This is a genomic window from Blautia segnis (genome assembly GCF_014287535.1).
In the GTDB taxonomy this organism is placed as follows: domain Bacteria; phylum Bacillota; class Clostridia; order Lachnospirales; family Lachnospiraceae; genus Blautia_A; species Blautia_A acetigignens.
In genome coordinates, this window is sequence record NZ_JACOOT010000032.1 from 21952 (window position 1) to 43435 (window position 21484).

General features: G+C 48.3%; 22 protein-coding genes and 1 pseudogene. 7 read left to right on the forward strand and 16 right to left on the reverse strand.

Annotation, left to right across the window (positions count from 1 at the left end; translation table 11 throughout):
- Nucleotides 1-55: 55 nt before the first annotated feature.
- Complete coding sequence (locus H8S54_RS13395; RefSeq protein WP_117853531.1) at nucleotides 56-673, reverse strand: CDP-alcohol phosphatidyltransferase family protein; 618 nt, start codon at nucleotides 671-673, stop codon at nucleotides 56-58.
- A 63-nt stretch (nucleotides 674-736) separates the two neighbouring features.
- Nucleotides 737-1756 (reverse strand): lysylphosphatidylglycerol synthase transmembrane domain-containing protein, encoded by a 1020-nt coding sequence (locus tag H8S54_RS13400; RefSeq protein WP_117853533.1) that lies wholly within the window; start codon nucleotides 1754-1756, stop codon nucleotides 737-739.
- A gap of 169 nt (nucleotides 1757-1925) precedes the next feature.
- On the opposite strand from H8S54_RS13400, the gene H8S54_RS13405 reads away from it, so the two are divergent.
- A complete protein-coding gene (locus H8S54_RS13405) occupies nucleotides 1926-2693 on the forward strand; it encodes an ABC transporter ATP-binding protein (RefSeq protein WP_021926791.1) in 768 nt (255 codons plus the stop codon).
- Here H8S54_RS13405 and H8S54_RS19410 read toward each other — a convergent pair.
- The gene (locus H8S54_RS19410; protein ID WP_330600190.1) at nucleotides 2661-3128 is read right to left on the reverse strand and encodes a hypothetical protein; all 468 of its coding nucleotides are present in this window, start codon (nucleotides 3126-3128) and stop codon (nucleotides 2661-2663) included. The genes H8S54_RS13405 and H8S54_RS19410 overlap by 33 nt on opposite strands.
- Here H8S54_RS19410 and H8S54_RS19415 point away from each other — a divergent pair.
- Nucleotides 3025-3321, forward strand: a pseudogene (locus H8S54_RS19415) (ABC transporter permease); the annotation flags it as partial. The gene H8S54_RS19410 and the pseudogene H8S54_RS19415 overlap by 104 nt on opposite strands.
- Nucleotides 3322-3552: 231 nt before the next feature.
- Here the strand turns inward: H8S54_RS19415 and H8S54_RS13415 are convergent.
- The 8 genes from H8S54_RS13415 to H8S54_RS13450 all read right to left on the reverse strand — a co-directional run bounded on the left by H8S54_RS13415 (nucleotide 3553) and on the right by H8S54_RS13450 (nucleotide 9507).
- Nucleotides 3553-4044, reverse strand: coding sequence for a GNAT family N-acetyltransferase (locus tag H8S54_RS13415; protein ID WP_186901650.1), 492 nt, complete (start codon nucleotides 4042-4044; stop codon nucleotides 3553-3555).
- A gap of 72 nt (nucleotides 4045-4116) precedes the next feature.
- The gene (locus H8S54_RS13420) at nucleotides 4117-5667 is read right to left on the reverse strand and encodes a recombinase family protein (RefSeq protein ID WP_021926789.1); all 1551 of its coding nucleotides are present in this window, start codon (nucleotides 5665-5667) and stop codon (nucleotides 4117-4119) included.
- Nucleotides 5664-5855 carry a hypothetical protein gene (locus H8S54_RS13425; RefSeq protein ID WP_021926788.1) on the reverse strand — a complete coding sequence of 64 codons (192 nt, stop codon included), beginning with the start codon at nucleotides 5853-5855 and terminating at the stop codon, nucleotides 5664-5666. The genes H8S54_RS13420 and H8S54_RS13425 overlap by 4 nt, the downstream gene beginning before the upstream one ends.
- A gap of 170 nt (nucleotides 5856-6025) precedes the next feature.
- Nucleotides 6026-6262, reverse strand: coding sequence for a hypothetical protein (locus tag H8S54_RS13430; protein WP_021926787.1), 237 nt, complete (start codon nucleotides 6260-6262; stop codon nucleotides 6026-6028).
- 17 nt (nucleotides 6263-6279) lie between these two features.
- Entirely contained in the window at nucleotides 6280-7569 is a 1290-nt protein-coding gene (locus tag H8S54_RS13435) for a DUF4832 domain-containing protein (RefSeq protein ID WP_117853393.1), read from the reverse strand.
- The gene (locus H8S54_RS19420) at nucleotides 7542-7790 is read right to left on the reverse strand and encodes a hypothetical protein (protein ID WP_178105336.1); all 249 of its coding nucleotides are present in this window, start codon (nucleotides 7788-7790) and stop codon (nucleotides 7542-7544) included. Before H8S54_RS19420 ends, H8S54_RS13435 begins: the two co-directional genes overlap by 28 nt.
- A 115-nt stretch (nucleotides 7791-7905) precedes the next feature.
- The gene (locus H8S54_RS13445; RefSeq protein ID WP_021926785.1) at nucleotides 7906-8631 is read right to left on the reverse strand and encodes a hypothetical protein; all 726 of its coding nucleotides are present in this window, start codon (nucleotides 8629-8631) and stop codon (nucleotides 7906-7908) included.
- Nucleotides 8632-8766: 135 nt separating this feature from the next.
- The gene (locus tag H8S54_RS13450) at nucleotides 8767-9507 is read right to left on the reverse strand and encodes a DUF3825 domain-containing protein (protein WP_021926784.1); all 741 of its coding nucleotides are present in this window, start codon (nucleotides 9505-9507) and stop codon (nucleotides 8767-8769) included.
- 330 nt (nucleotides 9508-9837) lie between these two features.
- On the opposite strand from H8S54_RS13450, the gene H8S54_RS13455 reads away from it, so the two are divergent.
- The 4 genes from H8S54_RS13455 to rfbD all read left to right on the forward strand — a co-directional run bounded on the left by H8S54_RS13455 (nucleotide 9838) and on the right by rfbD (nucleotide 14097).
- A complete protein-coding gene (locus H8S54_RS13455) occupies nucleotides 9838-11034 on the forward strand; it encodes a MerR family transcriptional regulator (protein ID WP_021926783.1) in 1197 nt (398 codons plus the stop codon).
- A 120-nt stretch (nucleotides 11035-11154) separates the two neighbouring features.
- Nucleotides 11155-12051: a glucose-1-phosphate thymidylyltransferase RfbA gene (gene rfbA, locus H8S54_RS13460; protein ID WP_186901651.1), complete on the forward strand. Its 897-nt coding sequence runs from the start codon at nucleotides 11155-11157 to the stop codon at nucleotides 12049-12051.
- 69 nt (nucleotides 12052-12120) lie between these two features.
- The gene (rfbB, locus tag H8S54_RS13465) at nucleotides 12121-13140 is read left to right on the forward strand and encodes a dTDP-glucose 4,6-dehydratase (RefSeq protein ID WP_021926781.1); all 1020 of its coding nucleotides are present in this window, start codon (nucleotides 12121-12123) and stop codon (nucleotides 13138-13140) included.
- Nucleotides 13141-13155: 15 nt separating this feature from the next.
- The gene (gene rfbD, locus H8S54_RS13470) at nucleotides 13156-14097 is read left to right on the forward strand and encodes a dTDP-4-dehydrorhamnose reductase (protein ID WP_186901652.1); all 942 of its coding nucleotides are present in this window, start codon (nucleotides 13156-13158) and stop codon (nucleotides 14095-14097) included.
- Between the two features lie 167 nt (nucleotides 14098-14264).
- Here rfbD and H8S54_RS13475 read toward each other — a convergent pair whose 3' ends face one another.
- From H8S54_RS13475 to H8S54_RS13495, 5 genes are all read right to left on the reverse strand, one after another.
- A complete protein-coding gene (locus tag H8S54_RS13475) occupies nucleotides 14265-15242 on the reverse strand; it encodes a TM7S3/TM198-like domain-containing protein (protein ID WP_021926779.1) in 978 nt (325 codons plus the stop codon).
- Between the two features lie 142 nt (nucleotides 15243-15384).
- On the reverse strand, nucleotides 15385-16629 hold the full coding sequence (locus H8S54_RS13480; RefSeq protein ID WP_186901653.1) for a transglutaminase domain-containing protein: 1245 nt from the start codon (nucleotides 16627-16629) through the stop codon (nucleotides 15385-15387).
- A 9-nt stretch (nucleotides 16630-16638) separates the two neighbouring features.
- A complete protein-coding gene (locus tag H8S54_RS13485) occupies nucleotides 16639-18150 on the reverse strand; it encodes an AAA family ATPase (RefSeq protein ID WP_186901654.1) in 1512 nt (503 codons plus the stop codon).
- A gap of 48 nt (nucleotides 18151-18198) precedes the next feature.
- A complete protein-coding gene (locus tag H8S54_RS13490) occupies nucleotides 18199-19557 on the reverse strand; it encodes a vWA domain-containing protein (RefSeq protein ID WP_117853404.1) in 1359 nt (452 codons plus the stop codon).
- Nucleotides 19554-20441, reverse strand: a complete 888-nt coding sequence (locus tag H8S54_RS13495; protein ID WP_021926775.1) for a leucine-rich repeat protein — start codon at nucleotides 20439-20441, stop codon at nucleotides 19554-19556. Before H8S54_RS13495 ends, H8S54_RS13490 begins: the two co-directional genes overlap by 4 nt.
- A 366-nt stretch (nucleotides 20442-20807) precedes the next feature.
- Between H8S54_RS13495 and H8S54_RS13500 the strand changes: the two genes are divergently transcribed.
- Complete coding sequence (locus H8S54_RS13500; RefSeq protein WP_021926774.1) at nucleotides 20808-21446, forward strand: PduL/EutD family phosphate acyltransferase; 639 nt, start codon at nucleotides 20808-20810, stop codon at nucleotides 21444-21446.
- Nucleotides 21447-21484 lie beyond the last annotated feature (38 nt).

A 21484-nucleotide genomic window follows, 5' to 3' on the forward strand; every position in this document is an offset into this window, starting at 1 on the left:
GTACCTCCCAAACTTCTCTGAAATCAGATAGTTTCTGATCCTGATGCTGAAAATCTTACAGCAAATGGAACATCATGGACAGCGCAAGTGCCACCAGGGCAACCAGGAGAATCACCATAGGATTCTGAGGCTTCTTCACTTTAATGTCACTGATAAAAAGTACGCCGACCACAACCACTGCCACATGGATCACCAGAAGGAAGTTCGCTCCGCAGCCCTTCCGCAGAAGATAAATAAAGGGAAGGATAATCGCCATAGAGGTGATAGGCAGTCCCTGGTAATACTGACGCAGCTCAGAAGTCTCATTCTGGCGCTTCTCTTCCATTACATTAAAGTAGCCAAGACGAATCACGGATGCCACACAGTACAGACACAAAATGATGATTCCAGGAATGCGGTCCATTCCCAGACAGTAGCAGATCAATGCCGGAAATACGCCAAAACATACCACATCGCACAGGGAGTCGATCTGAATTCCGAATTTCTTCTCATCCTCTGTACGGTCCTTCTTGGTCCGCGCGATCTTCCCGTCAAACATATCACAAAGTCCGGACAGTGCCAGACACAAAATTGCAACCTTAAAATCCCCGGCCAGTGCCCTTGTCATGCCAAATACTGAAATTACCAGGCTTATGTAAGTAAGCACCACCGTATAATCATAAAATCCAAGCATATCCTGTTTCTCCTTCTTCAAACGTTCTTCTTCCTTCATAGCAGCAAATCATATCCTTATTTTCTATTTCTGTCTTCCTATGGTCATGTGGGCCACGCAGGTCATCACTGCACTGATCAACATCTGCCCGTAATAGGAAATTCCGCGGCTCAGCAGCATGGACGGCAGCATCAGGCTTCCAAACACGGGAACAAACATCACCATATACAAGGTCTCGCTGATTCCCATGCCTCCCGGCAGAGGAAGCATATCCACAGACACAGAGATCACGGCTTGCAAAATGGTAATCGTCAGGATTCCATAAGAATGAAGTCCCAGGGCACGGTATACCCAGTAGGTCACAGTAAACAAAATGCATCTCTGGACAAAGGTGATCAGAAACACATTCAGGATCACTCTTTTGTGGCTGGCCCAGAATGCTGCAGTCTCGTGGTACTGATCCATGGAAGCCTCCAGCTTCTCAAGTCTGCTCTTCCTTGGCTTCAGAATCCGGATGTGCTCGATAAGCTTCAGCCCCGTTACCATGATCCATTTGGCAAGCCCGGGAGCAAACACCAGTATCATCATAAAAGTGACGCAAAATACATTCAGGCCTACCCCAAGGTAGAACACCCACATGTAATCTCCCAGATAACCACGAAGAAATCCTCCGCCAAACAGGCAGATCACAAGGCCGATCACAACCAGCACCGCCTTGTAGGTGATGGTGACGATCATCAGCACCAGGGTGGTAACCGGAATGGGCAGCTTATCCTTCTTCATATAAAAAATCTGCATAGGCTGTCCGCCGGAGGCAGACGGTGTGATGCAGCTGAAGAAAAATCCTACAAAGGAATACAGTGCACAGTGTCCCATTTTCACACTGGTGCCAAGGGTTCTCATCATATAAAAGATGATCACCGATTCTCCCAGTATAAAAAGCACCACGCACACAATGCTAAGAAGCAGATATCTTGCATCTGCTTCCCTGGCTGTACTGATAATGTCCCCGATATCCTTACCGCGAAATACCAGATACATGGTAAGTCCGAAAACCACAACCAGAAATAAAAGGTTAAAAACCGTTTGCTTCTTACTCATAATATTTTTCTTTCCTGAAATCAAATTATTTCGCTTCACGGGAACCGCGAACTCCGCTTCGCTGCGTTTGCGTAGCGTAATATATTCGTGCTATGCCCGAATATATTACTTCATTATATCATACCCACCACCAAAAGCATATCATAAATTATAGAAAAATGGAGGTTTCGATATGAATCCGCTTCTGGAAGTAAAGGATGTCAGCCTTTCTTACCATAGTCTTTCCGGGGAGACCGCTGCCCTTTCTCATATATCCTTTGATCTGATGCCCCAGGAGTTCCTGGCAATTGTAGGGCCCTCCGGGTGCGGCAAATCCACTTTGCTGAATCTGATCTGCGGACTGCTCCGCGCGGAGCAGGGAACCATTCTTATGGATGGAAAGCCTCTCACAGGCGGCAGCTCCCGCATTGGCTATATGCTGCAAAAAGACCATCTCTTAGAGTGGCGCAGCGTCTATCGCAATGTTCTCCTTGGACTGGAAATACGGGGGGAGCTTACAAAGGAAAAGCTCTCCTATGTAGATGAACTGCTGAAGCTTTATGAACTGGATAAGTTCCGGAACAGCCGTCCAAGCCAGCTCTCTGGCGGCATGCGTCAGCGTGCGGCACTGATCCGTACCCTGGCGTTAAAGCCGGATCTTCTGCTCCTTGATGAGCCCTTCTCGGCACTTGACTACCAGACACGGCTGAATGTAAGTGATGACATTGGAAAAATCCTAAAAAAGCAAAAGAAGCCGGCAATTCTGGTTACTCATGATATTTCCGAAGCCATCAGCATGGCAGACCGGGTACTGATCCTTTCCCGGCGTCCTGCCTCTGTGGTAAAAATCGTTCCCATAGATCTGGATATGGAAGAGCGCACGCCTCTTGCATCAAGAAATGCGCCTGCTTTCAAATCCTATTTTACCTTAATCTGGAAGGAGCTGAATCAGAATGCATGAGCCCTCCCACGCACAAAAAGCATATCTTGCGCGGCAGAAAAGGGACCGTTGTCTTGTTGTTGGTGCAAGGCTTCTGGTCTTTCTTATTTTCCTGGCACAGTGGGAGATCTTCTCACGGCTTGGCTGGATCGATTCCTTTATTTTCAGCAGCCCCTCCATGATCTTCCAGACCTTTGTGAAAATGGCACAGGACCAGTCTCTTTTTGTCCACATTGGCGCTACCTTAAAGGAAACCCTTCTTAGCTTCGCCTTTGTAGTTCTGGCAGGGCTTGGAATCTCCGTTTTACTGTGGAGCTGTCCCCGTCTTGCAAAGGTGCTGGAGCCGTACCTGGTGGTCCTGAACAGCCTGCCAAAGTCCGCCCTGGCGCCTCTTCTCATTGTATGGCTGGGTGCCAGACAGCGCACCATCATTGTGGCCGGAATGTCCGTGGCCATCTTCGGCTGCATCCTGAACCTGTACACAGGCTTCGGGGAAGTGAACCCGGAAAAGCGGAAGCTGATCCGCACTCTCGGCGGGGGCAAAAAGGAGGAGCTTCTGAAAATCGTTCTTCCTTCCTGCATCCCTCTGATCCTTGCAAATATGAAGGTGAACATCGGCCTTTGCCTGGTGGGCGTAATCATCGGGGAATTCATCGGCGCCAGACAGGGACTTGGGTACCTGATCATATATGGCAGTCAGACATTCCAGCAGGTATGCATTCTGAAGCTTTTTCGTATTCTATTTTACACATTTCATCTTTCAAGCTGTTATTTCCAGTTACAGCTGTGTTCTCTTTTCTTTCCACTTCTTATAACGAATCGTTTTCCAATTTTCCTTCAAAAAAGAAAATATTTTTTTCAAAAACAGGGTGTTCTTTTTTTACCCTTCCAGGCAGTCAAACGCGATTCTTTCATCTCCTCTTTCCAGGTGAATGATTCCGCATTCCTGAAAGCCAAATTTCTTCAAAGCCCCCTGCATAGGCTTGTTGTCCCTGTGGGTGTCGATGCGCAGATAGCCGCTTCTTTCCATTCCAAAAGTAAAGGCGGCACGGGTGACGCCCTTGGTCTCTCCATCAGATGCTACTCTGTGGATTACGCCGTAGGGCTTCTTGCTGCTGTGCCATGCACCGTTTTCAATCACGCGGTAAGTTGGATCCTCTCCCATAAAAAATACGAAGGTGCCCACGATTTTGCCTTTTTCCTCGCACACGTAGGAAATCCCCTGTTTTACATCATTTTCTACCGTAGAGACCTCCGGGTAGCGGTCCTCCCACTGGTTGGGGTTTCCGTTGTTTTTCATAAATTCTCTGGCGATTTTATATAAATTCAGAATCTGGGGCAGATCCTGGGAAGTGGATTTTCTTATGTTCATTGTTTTATATCCTTTCTTGTTGATCCGACTTTTTGTTTCCTATCTTCGGAAAAATAGTACGCCGTCTGGCGCTTAATCTGTAGTATAGCATATTCTGCAAAGCTCACACAAGAATATTGTCTGTCCCAGTTTTCCTTTTTGGAGAACTTCCAGCCTTTCCGGGAATACCGTGATTTTTTCTACAGTTTCCAGCATGCCAAAAACACAGGCTTTTGAAATGCACTGATTTTGCAGGAGAAACTGACGGATCGTTTCCAAGCGTTCTTCCGGCGTGGGGAAAGATCTGTGAGAGTTTTCCTTTGGAATATTCCGTATGTTTTGTTCCTGTATTTTACTTTGCAGGTCAAGCTGTTTTTCTTTGTAAAGGGATTCGTCAATGAGACCTTCTAAATATTTTTCCAGGAGAAGGGACTGCTGCTGGCGGAGCTTTTGATGGTATTGCTGGGAGTGTGCCTGTTCTTTTTGCCGGGTTTCCTGCAGGCATTCTTTTAGAAGCTTTAGAAAGATTTTTGCCAGTAACTCTTCTGCTTCACAGCAACTGCTGTTAGTAAAAATAGAATTCGCCAGAAAAGAAAACAGACCGTTTTCTTCCAGATGAATATTATCACAGCCGCCTTCTTTTCCGGGTTTGGTTCTGCCTTGTTCCAGGTAGGTACGGCATTTCCACTGACAGATTTGGTCATGCTTTCGCTTTCTGGTAGTGCGGTAAAAAGGAGCGCCGCACAGACCGCAGACCAACTTGCCACTTAATATATGTTTTCCAGGGTTAATGCCTACTGTTTTTTTTCCTGCCCGTTTATCGATTTCCCGATTTGCTCTCTCCCACAACTCCTTGGAAACAATGGCGGGAATCCGGTTTTCGTAGACATATTGGTCCTCATTTGGATTTTTCACCATCTGTTTGGTGTCGAAATCAAAGTGCCTGCGGTTCATCACCACTGTCCCTTTATTGATGGGATTGCGGATCATCCGGCGGATGTCGGAGTCGGAAAAACAGGTTCCGTTTCGTTTTCGAATTCCTTTTTCCCGGAGGAGCCGGGCGATGGTCCTGCTGCCGTAGCCCGCGGCACACAGCTCATACATCTGGCGTTTCACCTGCGCTTCCTCTTCGATGATTTCGAAACTTTTATCTGGCAGTTTCCGGTAGCCGTAAGTGTTGGAAGTGAGCATCAGGGCATTCCCCGTCTGCTGGCGGTGCTTATGGGCATTGTTTATTTTGCGGCTTAGCTCCCGGCTGTACTCCTCTGCCAGAATGGCCTTGATCCCTGTGATCAGACTGTCATCTGCCGTGTAAAACCGCTGTTCCAGGTACAGATACAGCTTTTTCCTACAGGATACCAGCCGGTCGATAAAAATGTACCAGTCTTTTGTGTTGCGCATGAGACGGTCCTGGGATTTGATCACCACCACGTCAAACCGTTTTCCAAGAAGATCCTCAAAAAGCCGCTGGTACTGTTCCCGTCCCCGAACGCTGGTGCCGGATCTGCTTTCAATGTATTCGTCTGCCAGAAACCAGTTCAGGCGGCGGACGCATTCTCTTGCCTCCGCCGCCTGTCTTACCAAGGCGTCCCTCTGGCACTCTTCCTCCGTGCTGCATCTGCAGTAGATTACGGCGCGGATCATAAAAAAGTGCCTTCGTATTTATTTATTTTTTCTTTCAGGGCTATTTTCTCAAGAGGAGATATCAAATTCTCGTCCTCTAAAATGTCCGCAAGATATTCCAGAATTTTCCTCTTGGAAAAAACGGCAGACCTTTCTTCATCACAAACATTTTTCCCATTTCCTTCACTTCTGTTTTCACACGGAAGCATAGCACATTTCTCCTCTGGCTGACAGCAGATTCAGGGAATCCGTCTCCTGTTCCCTGATTCGCTTTTTGTCATTATATGCAGGCCGCTTAACCAAATAGCACTCCCATATTTGCATCAACTACTGCCGCCGGCTCAGTTGCAACATATATGGACTGTCGTCTCCAGGCAAATTATTTGCTTGGCGGCGTATCGATCATGTGCCATTCCCACTCCGGGTCGATGACTGCATCCGCACTTTCCAGAACTGCACAGTCTTTATCGCATCCGTCCACCGCGCAGGAACAGGCCATGCCAGCCTTCTCAAAATGTCCTGGTTCTCCCTCGTAGCGCACACACCACAGTCCCCGGTAATGCATCCGCTTGCAAAGACCGTATTCATACTCGTATTTTACTGTTTTTTCTCCCATATTCTATGTGTCTCCTTCTACTTTAGTCCGTCCCACAAAATGTTCTTTCCATTCTTATATTTGCAATTCATTGCCAGTCGTACCTGGGGTCTGTCAGTCATAGGATCTTCGATTCCTACAGACAGGCGGTAACCTTCCCTCAGAAGATTTGTCACCTTTTCTGTGGCGAACAAGATGGCTGTCTTCACCTGTTCTCCGGGCAAAATCTGTGACAGCGTAATGTCTGCCTGTGGATTCTCCACAATTTTGCCTTCTGGATTTTCCAGATACAGATACACCTTCCAGTCTCCATAAAAAGGAGCCACCCCGTCATTTTCCCAGGTCAGTTCCAGAAGGTTTCTTTTCCATCTGGCTTTCGAAATCCAGAGCCGGTATCCCATGTTTCCCAGAAGCTGGTCGTAACCCTCTTTATAAGTCTTATCTGCAATATTCGGTCCCAGAAATGTAGTGTGGGACGAACGAATCAGCTCCATTGTCTCCTCAAGATCTATCTGCAGCATTTTTTCCATAGACAGGGCACTGGTCAGTTCCCCTCCGGAAGGTGCCTTTTTCCAGAAATCCAGCATAGCACACAGAGCGTTTTCCTCCATGGTCTGGCTGTAGGTGCCGCCCTCCCGGATCCACTGAAGCCACTCCTCGGTATCCTCTTTTTTCCCGGCAACGTCATTATACAGGCCCATACTGCACGCTTCTGCAATGGCAAAGGGCCTTCTCATAAGGAAAAATGCTTCTGGAAAAGCTTCCAGCCAGGGCGTTACATACTGGTTTCTCACCGACTCCTTTGGCATCCGTCTGATGCCCTGTCCATAGTTCACATGCCACTCACCCCAGTGTCCCAGGCTTCCAAGCTCAACAAAGGCAATGAGTCCGTCTTTGCCCAGATGCTCTCCCATCGCCTGTACCGCAAGGCTGTGATACCGAATCAGAAGTTCATTGTTATAGTCCGGGGCAAAGCCTTTTCCGTAAGCACCCTCATACCAGGTTCCGTCTCCCCCGGTCTTTTCGTACAGCCACTTGGGAATGTCCATATGAGGCTTGTCCCCTGGAAGATCACAGACAAAGCGCAGCACCAGATGCCTGCCCTCGCTTCGCCATCTTGCCAGCTGGTTTTCCCTCTCGATGGTTTCCCAATCAAAAACGCCTTCCTCTGGCTCAAGCTTTGCCCAGGTAATGTCCATATAGAGAAGGGAAATATCCTGGCTGATTTCCAGGTTCCACGCACCGGGCGCATATCCCATAAGAGGATTGCCGAACGCTTCCTCTGATTTTTTAAATTGTTTTATGTTTTTCCTTCCAAACTGCCACATAGTTTCTCCTGCTGCCAGAGCGTTTCTGCACTTTTTTTCCTGTCAGAATGTGCAGTCACTGCTTCAAGCTTACCTGGGTTCTCATGTCCATTGTGATCCTTTGCATCATTGCCATGCTTCTCTACGGCATCCTGGCTTTTATTGAAAAATACTATCAGAAAAAGCTGTAAAAAGCACTGCTTTTCTTTCTGAATGTAATAAGGCAGGGAATGTGCTTTCATGGAACATTCTCTGCCTTCTATACAACTTAGATTATAGTTTCTGCTGCATCCAAACTCGCCATGGATGCAAAACCGTTAACTTTCCTTCCTGACGATGCCGCACATATTCCTTTCCTCAATCCGCCATCTCAGCCAGTGCGCTGATCCAGGTTACTGCGTTTTCTGTGTGTTCGGAGTTTACCAGGATGCTGATCTTGATTGGTTCGTATGCTACCTCAAGCTCAGATGCCAGTTCCTGGGAGGTAATGGAAATGCTGTAGGGATCTTCCGGGTCACCTAACTTCTCGAAAACATCTTCCGGAAGAAGATCTCTTAAATTGGCGAAATACTCTTCCTTGTTCTCAAAGCTGTCGATATAGATCTCGGAACCTACCAGCACATCTATGGCCCTTGCCGCCACCTTGGTGGTAAAGGACATCTGGCTGTAGGACTCCAGGGCTGCCCCGTCTCCTTCTGTGCGAAGGCTCTCATCTACTGTAACGATCTGGTAAGGGTCATCCTGGATTCCCAGAATATTTTCAACCGCTTCCTCTGCACCGGCCTGTTTCATGCCATAGGAATCAATGACCATCATCGTAAGGGCAGTTTCAATCTGGGCATTGTCATAAATATCCTTCGCCGCAAAAATAAGTACGATCACGCCTACGATGGCTGCCATCTGCGGCTTATAATAAGCCCAGATATAGCCAAGCTTGGCGCCAAGGCCCATGCCTGCCAGCTTCTCTTTTTCTAACTGGCGCTTCTCCTTTTTCGTCAGATCAGATTCGTGTTTGTTGTGGATATCATTCTCATCGATCTGCTTTGGTTCTTCCTGATTCTCATCCTTTAATTCGATTCTCATTTGTTCTCCTGCGTTCTGTGATCTTAATGTTACTATTCTAACACCATTTTAAAGTTTTGAACAGTCTCACATGAGAAATCACAGTTCTTTCACACTTTTTCACAAAACGGGCATGTCGCCTGCCGGCATCACTTCTCATGCCCGCAGCCAGCTTGTATCCAGTCTTGCCAGCAGCCTTGCGTTGTGGTACGCCATGCGAAGGGTCAGGCATGTCCTGCCAAGATATTTGGTACCGTCCGGAGTTTTCATGCAGGCGAGGGCAAGGTCCGGGACGCCGGGATTTTGCAGGCAGATGGGAATCAGGAGCTGGATGGAATGATTATAATACTGAGGGATTGCCGCCTTGTAGTCCGACTCCAAGATTCGCCTTGTCTGCTGCAGCGCCCCGTCAAAAAGCTGCACCCGCATGCCGCTTTCCCGCACAGCCGCAGGCAGGCGCTGCACATTTTCCTCATCATCAAAAATATGCTCATACTGGGGCACCACAGGCAGCTTGGTGTCGAACACCAGATCCGAAGGATTTTCCACGTAGCTGGCACGCGGAGGCAGGTCCTTTATTTTGATTTTCAAAAGCGAATAGTCCGTGTAGAATCCTTCCAGAAACCATTTCTGTCTGTCCGGCACAACATTGGGAACAAAGTAAGCATAAATAGGCTGATAATACTGATTAAAGAGTCCTGTATGAAAAAGGGCGTATTCTTTTTCCTCTGTCACCTTGCCCTCCTCATACAGTCTGCGAAAGGTGTTTTCCAGATACCCTTTCAGGATCCCGTTGTCCCCGGAGTCTCCGAAACTCCACTTTTCCGGGGCGATCCTGGCCAGGTTCTGAATCTGACGGTTATAATTTCCGCAGTAGGTGAAATCGAATAGATTCATATTGACCTCCTGTCCGTTTTTCTTCTCTTCTTTACATTTTATTGTGGAAAATAGCTGGCAGAACTGCCAGTTTCAGGAAAAGGTCCCGCATTTGCGGCCTTGGATAAAGGGTAGCATATTCGGTGGAAAAGCTCAAGAAAAAACGTTCGACTCATTGTGACAACATAAGCCGACAACACTCATAATCGTGCAAAATCAGCGAAAAAGACGGCATTAGACTGCATACGGTTGTCTGCAGCTATCCTTCCCCCTTGCGCATCGAACTTATATTTCTTATAATACTGCTATAGAAAAAGGGTCGGGCAGCTTTCCCGGCCCGGGAGGTATCCTTTGAAAAAAGACGGCTACTATTCTTCCGGTCAGTTCGCGCGGATGGCAGGGGTGACCCTTCGCACCATCCGGTACTATGACCAGCACGACATTCTCAAACCATCCCTTGTCACAGAGGCAGGGGCAAGATTTTATACAGACGGGGATTTTGCAAGGCTGCAGCAGATCCTGCTTCTGAAGTACCTTGGCTTTTCCCTGGAGGATATCCAGGAAATGACCATCGAAGACCCGGACAGCCATTTTATGCTGAATGCCTTAAATATCCAGCTGAAACTGGTCCAGGACCGGATCGAGCAGATGCAGCTGGTGGAAAAAACCTTAAAGGACACGGCACAGGCCATTTCCGAGGAACACACCGTGGACTGGAGCCGCATGCTGGACCTGATCCACCTGACCGTCATGGAAAAAAGCCTGAAAAACCAGTATCAGAATGCATCCAACATCTCCTCCCGGATCAACCTGCACAGCCTTTATTCCGTAAATAAGGAAGGCTGGTTTCCCTGGATCTTTACCCGTTGCCAGATTCAGCCGGGCATGCGCATTCTGGAGCTTGGCTGTGGAGACGGCGCCCTTTGGACCCAGAATCTTTCCCGGCTTCCAAAAGATGTGCACATTACTTTGTCGGATATTTCAGAAGGCATGCTCCGTGATGCCAGACGTGCCATCGGAGGAAAAGATCCCCGCTTTTCCTTCAAGGCATTTGACTGCCACAATATTCCATCCAAGCTTGGCACCTTTGATCTGGTGATCGCCAACCATGTGCTTTTCTACTGTGAGGATGTGGGAAAAGTGTGCCAAGGCGTCAGCAAAATCCTAAATCCAGGGGGAAGGTTCCTTTGCAGCACCTACGGCTCCGGCCACATGCGGGAAGTCAGCCTGCTGGTCCAGTCCTTTGACGAGCGCATTGTCCTTTCCGCGGACAGCTTGTACGAGCGCTTCGGCCGGGAAAACGGCGCAGATATCCTTTCCCCGTATTTCGGAAAAATCACCTGGCAGTCCTATGAGGATGAGCTGATCGTCACAGATGCGGAGCCTTTGATTTCCTATATTCTGTCCTGCCACGGCAACCAGAACCAGTATCTGCCCGACCGCTACAAGGATTTTCGCGCCCATGTGAAGAAAAAAACCGAGCATGGCTTCCACATTACCAAAGACGCAGGGGTGTTTCTTTGTGAAAAAGTAACAAATTTGAAATAATTGTAAAAAAGCCCTTGAAGGTAACGTAAGGTCACCTTTTATAATGTAGTTACACAGCAAGGGTCAGGATCTGCGTAAATTTTGTCCTGACTGTAGAAATCATGCAAAGGAGAATGTTTTATGAAGGGAATTATTTTAGCCGGAGGATCCGGTACCAGACTTTACCCGTTAACCATGGTTACTTCCAAGCAGCTTCTTCCAATTTATGATAAACCAATGATCTACTATCCAATGTCCGTTCTCATGAACGCAGGGATCCGTGACATCCTGATCATTTCCACACCGCAGGATACCCCTCGTTTTGAGGAGCTTCTTGGCGATGGTCACCAGTTCGGCGTTCATCTTACCTATGCGGTACAGCCAAGCCCGGACGGACTTGCACAGGCATTTATCATCGGCGAAGATTTCATCGGGGATGACTCTGTTGCCATGGTTCTTGGCGACAATATTTTCGCAGGACACGGCCTGAAAAAACGTCTGAAAGCAGCGGTTGAGAATGCAAGCACAGGCAGAGGCGCTACTGTATTTGGCTACTATGTAGACGATCCGGAGCGTTTCGGTATTGTGGAATTCGACCAGAACGGCAAGGCCGTTTCCATTGAAGAGAAACCGGCTCATCCAAAGAGCAACTACTGCGTAACCGGACTTTACTTCTACGACAACAAGGTAGTAGAATATGCAAAGAACTTAAAGCCAAGCGCAAGAGGCGAGCTTGAGATCACAGACCTGAACCGCATTTACCTGGAAAAAGGCCAGTTAAATGTAGAACTTCTTGGTCAGGGCTTCACCTGGCTGGATACTGGTACACACGAGAGCCTTGTAGATGCTACCAACTTTGTAAAAACCGTAGAGACTCACCAGCATCGTAAAATCGCATGCCTGGAGGAAATCGCTTATTTAAACGGATGGATTTCCAAAGAAGAGGTTATGGAAGTTTACAATATTCTCAAGAAAAACCAGTACGGCCAGTACTTAAAGGACGTTCTTGACGGCAAGTACATGGATGTACTTCACTAAGCACCTCAAATTAGGGGCAAAATATCTTTTGCTCCTAACTTTATAATGACACGAAAAGGAGAATTCACAATGAACATTATCGTTACCGGCGGCGCCGGATTCATCGGAAGCAACTTTATTTTCCACATGTTAAAAAAATACCCGGACTACCGCATCATCTGCCTGGACTGCCTGACCTATGCAGGCAACCTTTCCACTTTAGCTCCGGTTATGGACAACCCCAATTTCCGTTTTGTAAAAGAGAGCATCACAGACCGTGAGGCCGTTTACAAGCTTTTTGAGGAAGAGCATCCGGATATGGTTGTAAACTTCGCAGCAGAAAGCCATGTTGACCGTTCCATCGAAAACCCGGAGGTTTTCCTGAACACCAACATTATCGGTACCGCAGTGCTGATGGACGCATGCCGCAAATACGGCATCAAACGTTATCATCAGGTTTCCACTGACGAGGTTTACGGTGACCTGCCTCTTGACAGACCGGACCTGTTCTTCACAGAGGAGACCCCGATCCATACAAGCAGCCCGTACAGCTCCTCCAAGGCATCCGCTGACCTTCTGGTACTTGCTTACCACAGAACCTACGGCCTGCCGGTTTCCATCAGCCGCTGCTCCAACAACTACGGACCATATCATTTCCCGGAAAAACTGATTCCGCTTATGATCGCAAACGCATTAAATGACAAACCTCTTCCAGTTTACGGAAAAGGTGAGAATGTCCGCGACTGGCTGTATGTTGAGGACCACTGCCGTGCCATCGACCTGATCATCCACAAGGGCCGTGTCGGTGAGGTTTACAACGTAGGCGGACACAACGAGATGAAAAACATCGACATTGTCAAGATCATCTGCAAGGAGCTTGGCAAACCGGAAAGCCTGATCACTTACGTAACAGACCGTAAAGGACATGACATGCGCTACGCCATCGACCCGACCAAGATCCACAACGAGCTTGGCTGGCTGCCGGAGACCAAATTCGCTGACGGCATCAAAAAGACCATCCAGTGGTACCTGGACAACAAGGAGTGGTGGGAGACCATTATTTCCGGCGAATATCAGAATTACTACGAAAAAATGTACGGCAACCGCTAAGGAGGGCTGACAGATATGAAACTGTTTGTAACAGGTGTGGCAGGTCAGCTTGGCCACGATGTAATGAACGAGCTTGATAAGCGCGGATACGAAGGGGTAGGCTCTGACCTTGCCCCCCAGTACAGCGGAATCCAGGATGGATCTGCTGTTACCAGAATGCCTTACGTTTCCGTGGATATTACAGATGCAGCTGCTGTAGAAAAAGCCATCACAGAGGCTGGCGTGGACGGCGTGGTCCACTGCGCGGCATGGACAGCTGTAGATGCAGCTGAGGATGAGGACAAGCAGGAAATCGTCCGCCGCGTCAACGTTCTTGGCACAGAGAACATTGCAAAGGTCTGCAAAAAGCTTGGCATCAAAATGATGTATCTTTCCACAGACTATGTGTTTGACGGTCAGGGCACCACTCCGTGGGAGCCGGACTGCAAGGCATACAAGCCTCTGAATGTTTACGGTCAGACCAAGCTGGATGGCGAGCTTGCCGTTTATCACAATGTTGATAAATTCTTCATCATCCGTATTGCATGGGTATTCGGCAAAAATGGCAAAAACTTTATCAAAACCATGTTAAACGTGGCAAAAACTCACGATACCTTAAAGGTTGTCAACGACCAGATCGGTACCCCTACTTATACCTATGATCTCGCCCGTCTCATGGTGGACATGATCCAGACAGACAAATACGGCTATTATCACGCAACTAACGAGGGCGGTTACATCAGCTGGTATGATTTCACAAAAGAAATCTTCCGTCAGGCTGTAGAGCTTGGACATACAGAGTATGCAGAAGACAAAGTTACAGTTCTTCCGGTAACCACTGCAGAGTACGGCATTTCCAAGGCTGCACGCCCATTTAACAGCCGCCTGGATAAGAAAAAGCTGGTGGAAAACGGATTCACTCCTCTTCCAAACTGGCAGGATGCACTTTCCAGATATTTGAAGGAGATTGAGTTCTAAAGCACAGCGGAGCCGCGACAGTTCACACTTGCTTGATATACGAAACTCAAAATAATAAAGAAAGCAGCCAGTTCTTTCAGGTTCTGAACACAGAACTTATATATTAAAAGAATTGGCTGCTTTTTTATCTGCATTTTCGTCAGCATCAGAAGCCGCGAAACCGTCTTTTATTTTCTTGTTTTTCTCTGGTACGGACTGGCGCTGTTTTTCTTCTTTTTCTTTTTGTTTTCGCCGTAGTAGTCCTCTAAGTACTCTTCAATTACCTCGTCCTCATCCACCGAATATTCATCCAGAATCTCTTCCATAGCATCCGGGTCATCCTCCGGAAGCTCATCATTTTCCAGATCAAAACCGTTCACTCCATAGTCCAGATCATCCTCCTGGTCATATTCCTCGTAGGTGTCCCGGCGCTTTCTTCCTGACTGGCGAACTTTCCTTGGTGCTTCGTCCTCTTCCTGGAAATCGGTGTCCGGTTCTTCTTCGTATACTGCAGGTCTTCTCTTTTGGAAAGTTCTTCTGGAATTCTCAGCTTCTCCCTCGTCCTCATCCTCGTATTTCAGCCTGTTGATTGCAAACTGAATCAGCATTCCCACCAGGGCAAAGCCGATGGAAAAGATGATTCCAAAAGGAATTTCCTCCATATTTGTCAGCTTGGCAGTGGCAAAGCCGCTTAAAATTCCGCCGAGGATACTGGTTCCCACAATGATCACTTCCCGCTCATAGCGAAGGGCAAGAAAACCAAGCCCCACACCGGTCAGCAGGCACAGGAAAAAGGTAAAGGATGTGGTAGGATGGATCAGGTAAATGGTTACTGTCAGCCCAATTCCGGCACCGATGATAAAAATACCAGCCTTAAAGATGGCAAAGGATATTACCGCAAGGACTACGCCTGCGATCAGCATAACCACCACATAAATGGTTTTGTCGCTGGCTCCCGCCTCATATACGCCAAAGAAGCCTGCCCCGGCACCCATCAGAAAGCCGAAGATCATCATCCAGAACCGCAAAAGCCGATAGCCCAGAATACAGTTGACCAGTCCAAATACAAGCACGATTCCAAAGAACGCCATTGCCAGCGTTCCCGCCGCCTGCATGTCATGGATTCTGGCGGCAATATTTAAAACATTTTTCAGAATATCTGTCATAAGTAACGCCTCCTCCCACAATTGATTCTATGATGTTAGGGGCAAAAGGTCTTTTGCCCCTAACTTGATATCCACGAATTGCTCCGCTGCAAAGCAGCTTCCGCAATCCTCATTATATACTATTTTTTTCAAAACACTGTAATCAGAACATGTAATAAATGGTTTTCATATTTTCCAGAATGCCATAGTGATATTCCACCTGATTCATTCCATATAGGGTCATATAATATCTGGCAGTTTCCTGAATGGAGTCCCCGTTGATCCACTCTGCCTTGGCCGCATCAAAAGCTTCCTGAGTGGAAAACTTAAATCTCACTACCGCCGCCCCGTTATTCAGCCGCATCTGACAGTACGCCAGGATCTCCTGGTAATCATAGGTGTCAAAGCACCCCTGGTTCAGCACATAGAAATTCTTAGCAGTAGCCGTACATTCCGGTAAAGTAAATTCACTGGACGGCGTGTAAGTCATCTCATATTCCTTTGGGAAGGGACACAGATAATCATACAGGATCGTCTTGTGTTCTGCAAGCTGAACCGCATCTCCTTCCAGAAATTCCGGCTGATCCCCGTTGGTGGCATCAAAATAATAGTAATCCCCATCCAGCAAGATGATGTTCCAGGCATGCCCCTCTGTGCTTCCCGCCGTGCTGCCCTCCACATAGATGCAGGGAACTCCCAAATATTCCAGAAGATACTGGGCAGCGCCTGCGTACCCGGCACACACCGCCTGTTTTTTCCAGAAGATGCCTGCCATGCTCTGGTCATCCTCAGACTCCTGGTACTCTGCGGTATTGATCAGATAGGTATACACTGTTTTGGCTTTTTCGTAGTCATCTGCCCCCTCTGGAAGCAGCGCACTTACCTCCTGACAGGCATTTTCCGCCGCCTTTTGGATTTCTTCGATCTCTTCCTCTGTGTAGCTGTATCCCGGGGAAAAGGTACAGTAATTGCCGTCTGAGAATGTGGTTTTGTAAACCGACTTCCGGTTATGGACCCAGAACAGTTCCGGGTGATCCATAAGAACCGCATGATAGACCCGGTTTACCGTGTCATCTTCATAGACCGTAAGGTAAAATTCCTTCTCCCGGTTCTGGATCCCGGTAAGCATTTCCCGGTATCCCCGCTGCTCCTCCTCTGTCAAAAGCCCGAAATAATATTCCTGGCGGCCGGACTGTTCATCCGTCCCGGCAATCTTCTGCTTTCTTAGCTCCCGCACTTCTTTGGGCTCTCCCGAAAAAATCTCAGGAGCATTTTCAAAAAGCTTTTCTCCCGCCTTTTCCAGCAGGCTTCCAGGCTCATACTGCTGCTGATACACATAAATTCCCACCAGAACCGCCGCTGCAAACAGAATGATAAAAATAAGCTTCCAGGGATTTCTTTTTCGCATTTGGCCTCCTTATCCCAGCTGCCGGATCCGCTCCAGAATGTCTCTGGTATTTTCCCGGAACAAAAGTTCCTTGTTGTAACGGTAATATCTCTCGCAGGAGTACTCCTGAAGGAAGGAAACTGCCGGGCTGCTGGTATTCAGCTCTGTGATAAACACCACCAGCTCCTGTCCTCCTGCAAAAGCGCTTTCCATAAAATCAAAGGCATATTCCAGCTGTCTGGCTGCCTGGTCAAAATCTTCGTCATACTTTTCCTTAGACTCATTAAACCACTGGCGAAGAAAAGCGAAGGCTGCTTCCCCGTCCTGGACATTTTCTTTTTTCAGGTTCATCACGTAGCGCTCCAAAGTGTCCAGCACCTGCTGGTCGTGATGAATGTCTTCCCTGGACAAAAGCCCTGCCTTCTTTCGGGCGGCGGACTCTGCCTGATAACGGTTCTTCACATCCTCAAGATAAACCACAGGCTGCTCCCTCTGGCCTTCCATAAGAGGCTCCTTGCTTTCCTTTAAAATATCAAAAACAGCGGCAAGCACATCTTCTTCCTCGCGGACCATTTCAAACCCCTTGTTCAGCCTGGAAAGAAGAAGCCCGGTGACGCTCAGCTTCTCGTCAAAGGATGCGTGAGCTGCCTTTTTCACCAGAATATCGTCGATGCGGCCATTTAATACCTCATCGATCTGATAATCTGTGCGGTACTTATAAAACAGCTCCAGATAATTGGCAAAATCCCTGGCGATCTGAGGATGCTGGATGTACTGGCCAGCCACCTCCCGATCCACCGTTTTATCCAGCTTCTCGTAGACCTGGATCAGCCTGGAAAGATCCTCCCAGCCTCTTGGTGTGGCGAAATTTTTGCCGTCCACAGTACTTTCCATCTTGTAGAAATTGGCAGGCCTTGTGTTCAGATAGGAAATCACGGCAGGGTGCACACCAGCTGTATAGGCATACTCTCTCCACGCATCAAAATCCGGCTCCACCTGGATCTTTTTCACACGGTCCATGGTCACCACATCAAATTCCCGGACGGATTTGTTGTATTCCGGCGGATTTCCTGCAGCCACAATCAGCCAGCCCTCCGGAATCTTATGGCTTCCGAAGGTTTTGCACTGGAGAAACTGCAGCATGGCAGGGGCCAGCGTCTCGGAAACGCAGTTGATCTCATCAATAAAAAGGATTCCTTCCCTTAGTCCGGATTCCTGGATTTTTTCATAAATGGAAGCCACGATCTCACTCATGGTATACTCTGTAACCGCCATTTCCCTGCCGTCAAATTCCTTTTTGGAAATAAAGGGCAGGCCGATGGCGCTCTGTCTGGTGTGATGGGTGATGGTGTAGGATACCAGGCCCACCTTGCATTCCCTGGAAATCTGCTCCATGATCTGGGTCTTGCCGATTCCAGGTGCCCCGATGAGAAAAATGGGACGCTGTGCCATCACCGGGATCTCGTACTCCCCGTACTCATTTTTCAGAAGGTAAGCTTCTATTGTATTTCGAATCTCTTCTTTCGCTCGCTTAATATTCATAATCTCTCTCCTCGTATTGCCAAAATCCACATCCACGTCTGGATCATCTTACTTCTCCAGATCCTCACTGTCCAGAATCAGTTTAATAGCCCAGGGCGGCACATCAATGTCCTGGTAATCCTCCTTCATGAAAACGAAAGCCGTCTCGTAAGGAGGCATTTTGGCAGGATAGATTCCATAGCCGTCTGTAAAATAGATCAGTCCCCGAAGCTTTGTAAATTTCTTCGCCCGCATCAGCTGCTCCACATAGGCAAAGGCCGGTCTAAAATCCGTACCCCCTCCCCCTTTCACAGTAAAATGGGACATATATTCCTTTAACTGCATGGCATTCTCAATGACCACATCGGACTGGATCTTCTCATCGCACTGGAGAATATGCACATGGATCCGCCTGAAATAGCTCTCCGATTCACTGAGCACGCTGTAGGTCTCCTCCAGAAACTTCTGTACCAGTTCACCCTTACAGGACATGGAAGTGTCGATGACGATGACGAAATCCTCCACCTTCCGTTCTTCCTTGGTCTCCAACGGCTCGATCAGGGGCATGTTGCCATACAGATTCATTCCATAATTGTAAAATATATAATCGAAAGTGTCCATATCCACTTTCATTTCTTCTTTCAAAACAGAGAACTTCCGCAGAAATTCCCTGTAATCATAGCGGTTCCGGTTCTGCGCCCGAAGCTGGTCCGCAAGGGTCTCCCCGCCCTGTCCAGCTTCTTTGGAAAAGGTCTCCATCTCGGTCTGCATGCGATTCCTGATGTCATCCCAGTTCTTTTTCCTCTGGGACATCTGAGGGCTGTTTGGATGGTTCTCGTACCATTTACTATGGTCATCCTGGGAAAATTCCCTTCGCAGCTCCTGCATTTTGTTCTCCGGCAGATGCAGGGTCTGAAGCCGTCTGTAAATCCGCTGAGCGGTAGGCACTTTGCCCTCTTCTAAGATCAGGGAAAGTGCCTGGCGCTTCACCATGGAGGCTGGCTGATGGACGCATTTCAGATAAAGGCCGTCAATCATGTTCTCCACCGCAATGTCGCAGGCAAGATTCCAGTACTGGACATCCACTGCCGGATTCCCCTCACTGTCCCGCTCTGGAAACACATGGAGAAAAATACAGTGCAGCAGGCTGTGCAGATAAACACGGTTCACCTTCTCCGTCCCTTTTTTGAACAGCTCCATCAATTCTTCCGGCTGATAATACAGCACGTTTCCATCCGTTCCCACAGGATGTATGCCCATCTCCCCTACAAAAGGAAGGGCCGCCAGCGCACTGTCCAGAAACCGCATGTTCAGATACAGCTGGTTCCTTGCTCCGGTCAGGATATCCTGGCAAATGGCCTCTGCCGCAAGGGCCCGCTGCTGGGCATCGTGAATGGGATTTACCTTAAATGTTCCTGAATCACTCATAAGTCAAAGCTTCTCCTTCTGGATGGAAAATGGACTCTCTGGTATTCCATCAGCATACTGAGGATTTCTGAGGCGTGGGAAGCATTTGCCTGATCCATAAGACCGGCAAACAGCTCTCTTTGGTCCGGCGTTAAAGGGTAAGTATGAAGAAGCCATTCCAGCTCTTTGCCCCGCTTCTGCCGGATAAACGCTGAAGCGATCTGTGCCATATGCTCCTGCAGATACTGTTCATACTGGGCTTTGGCCTTGGCGGTAAGCCCTACTGGCCAGTACAGCCTTCCGTACACCATTTCCCGGAGAAAATCCGGAGATTCCTGGGCCCTGGCAAGCTCAAAGCGCTTGTCGTATTCCAGGAAGTGGAACACTTTTCCCTGAAAACAGTTCCGGTAATAAAGGCCGCTTCCGTGTACCTCAGTCATTAAAATCCTGGCGGGGGTATTCTCCACGCCCTCCTCGTAATATTCCGGGAACCAGAGCATGGCCTCCACCTCCCCGTAAAGGTGCACCTGCAGTTCTTCTCCCACCTCGGAAAGAATCTCCTTCAGACCGGATTCCTGGCTGTTCATCTGCACTTCCATCCTGCGGATCTTGTGACAGCCTGTGAAGGCTCCGCTTCCAAGATCTGTGAAATCACTGGAAAACCACAGTTCTTCCAGCTCCCGGCAATTGTAAAAGCCGTATCTGCCGATCTTCCATACGCCGGAAGGAATGCGGATCACCTGGCAGCTTTTGCCGGAAAACAGATATTCCGCCAGCTCGGTAACCGGAACTCCATCAATTTCACCGGGAATTTCCACGATCTGCGGATTCCCGTCTATTTCCATGACCACAGCGTGATCCCCCTGAATGTCAAAGGTAAATCCGCTGTCTGTATGCTTTTTCATGTTGGATAAGCTCCTTTAATATGGTAATGTAAAAAAGACGTAACTGTTCAGTACCTTCACAGTTACACGCTTCGCGATGCACAGAAAGCATGCTTTGCATGATTTCGCGCCGCAATTCTCGGGTTTTCTGTGAACTACGTTCACAAAAAACACCTCGCGGAATGCTACCTTCTGAATAGTTACAAAAATACTTGCTATTTTTTCTCATTAAGATTAAACTCTATAACATGATGTTAGGGTCAAAAGGTCTTTTGCCCCTAACTTGATATCCACGAATTGCTCCGCTGCAAAGCAGCTCCCGCAATTCTCATCATAACATATAACGATTTCAGTGAATCAAAAAACGTCACTTCGGAGGAATTTTTCATGAGTACCAAAATCCCTATTGAAACTTCAGCCAGGCATATCCATGTCTCCCAGGAGGATTTCCGTTTCCTTTTCGGGGAGGATGCCCAGCTTCATTATACGAAGGAACTAAGCCAGCCCGGACAATACCTCTGCCAGGAACGCCTTACCGTAAAAGGTCCCAAAGGCGAATACCAGAATATGGCTCTTCTTGGTCCCTTCCGTAAAGAGACCCAGGTGGAGCTTTCCCTTACCGATACCCGGAAGATCGGGCTTCCCGGCGTGATCCGCCAGTCCGGCGACACTACTGGCTCCCCAGGCTGCACTCTGATCGGCCCCAAGGGTGAACTGACCATCGACCACGGCGTGATCGTTGCCAAGCGGCACATCCACATGACCCCGGCCGATGCCGTCACTCTTAAGGTAAAAGACAATGACGAGGTCTTCGTCCTTACCAAAAGCTACGGCCGCGCCTTGATCTATGCAGATGTGGTAGTCCGTGTGGACTGGAGCTACCGCCTTGCCATGCATGTGGATACCGACGAGGCAAATGCTTTCTCCAACCAGACGGAGCCTTACGGCGTGATTGTAAAGTTCTTCGACGGTAATTATAATACGGACAAATGGATCGAGGATGTATTATCCGGTATCAACCGATAAGGGAACCTCCCCGATTGCTATTGTTCTTTGCCTGCACA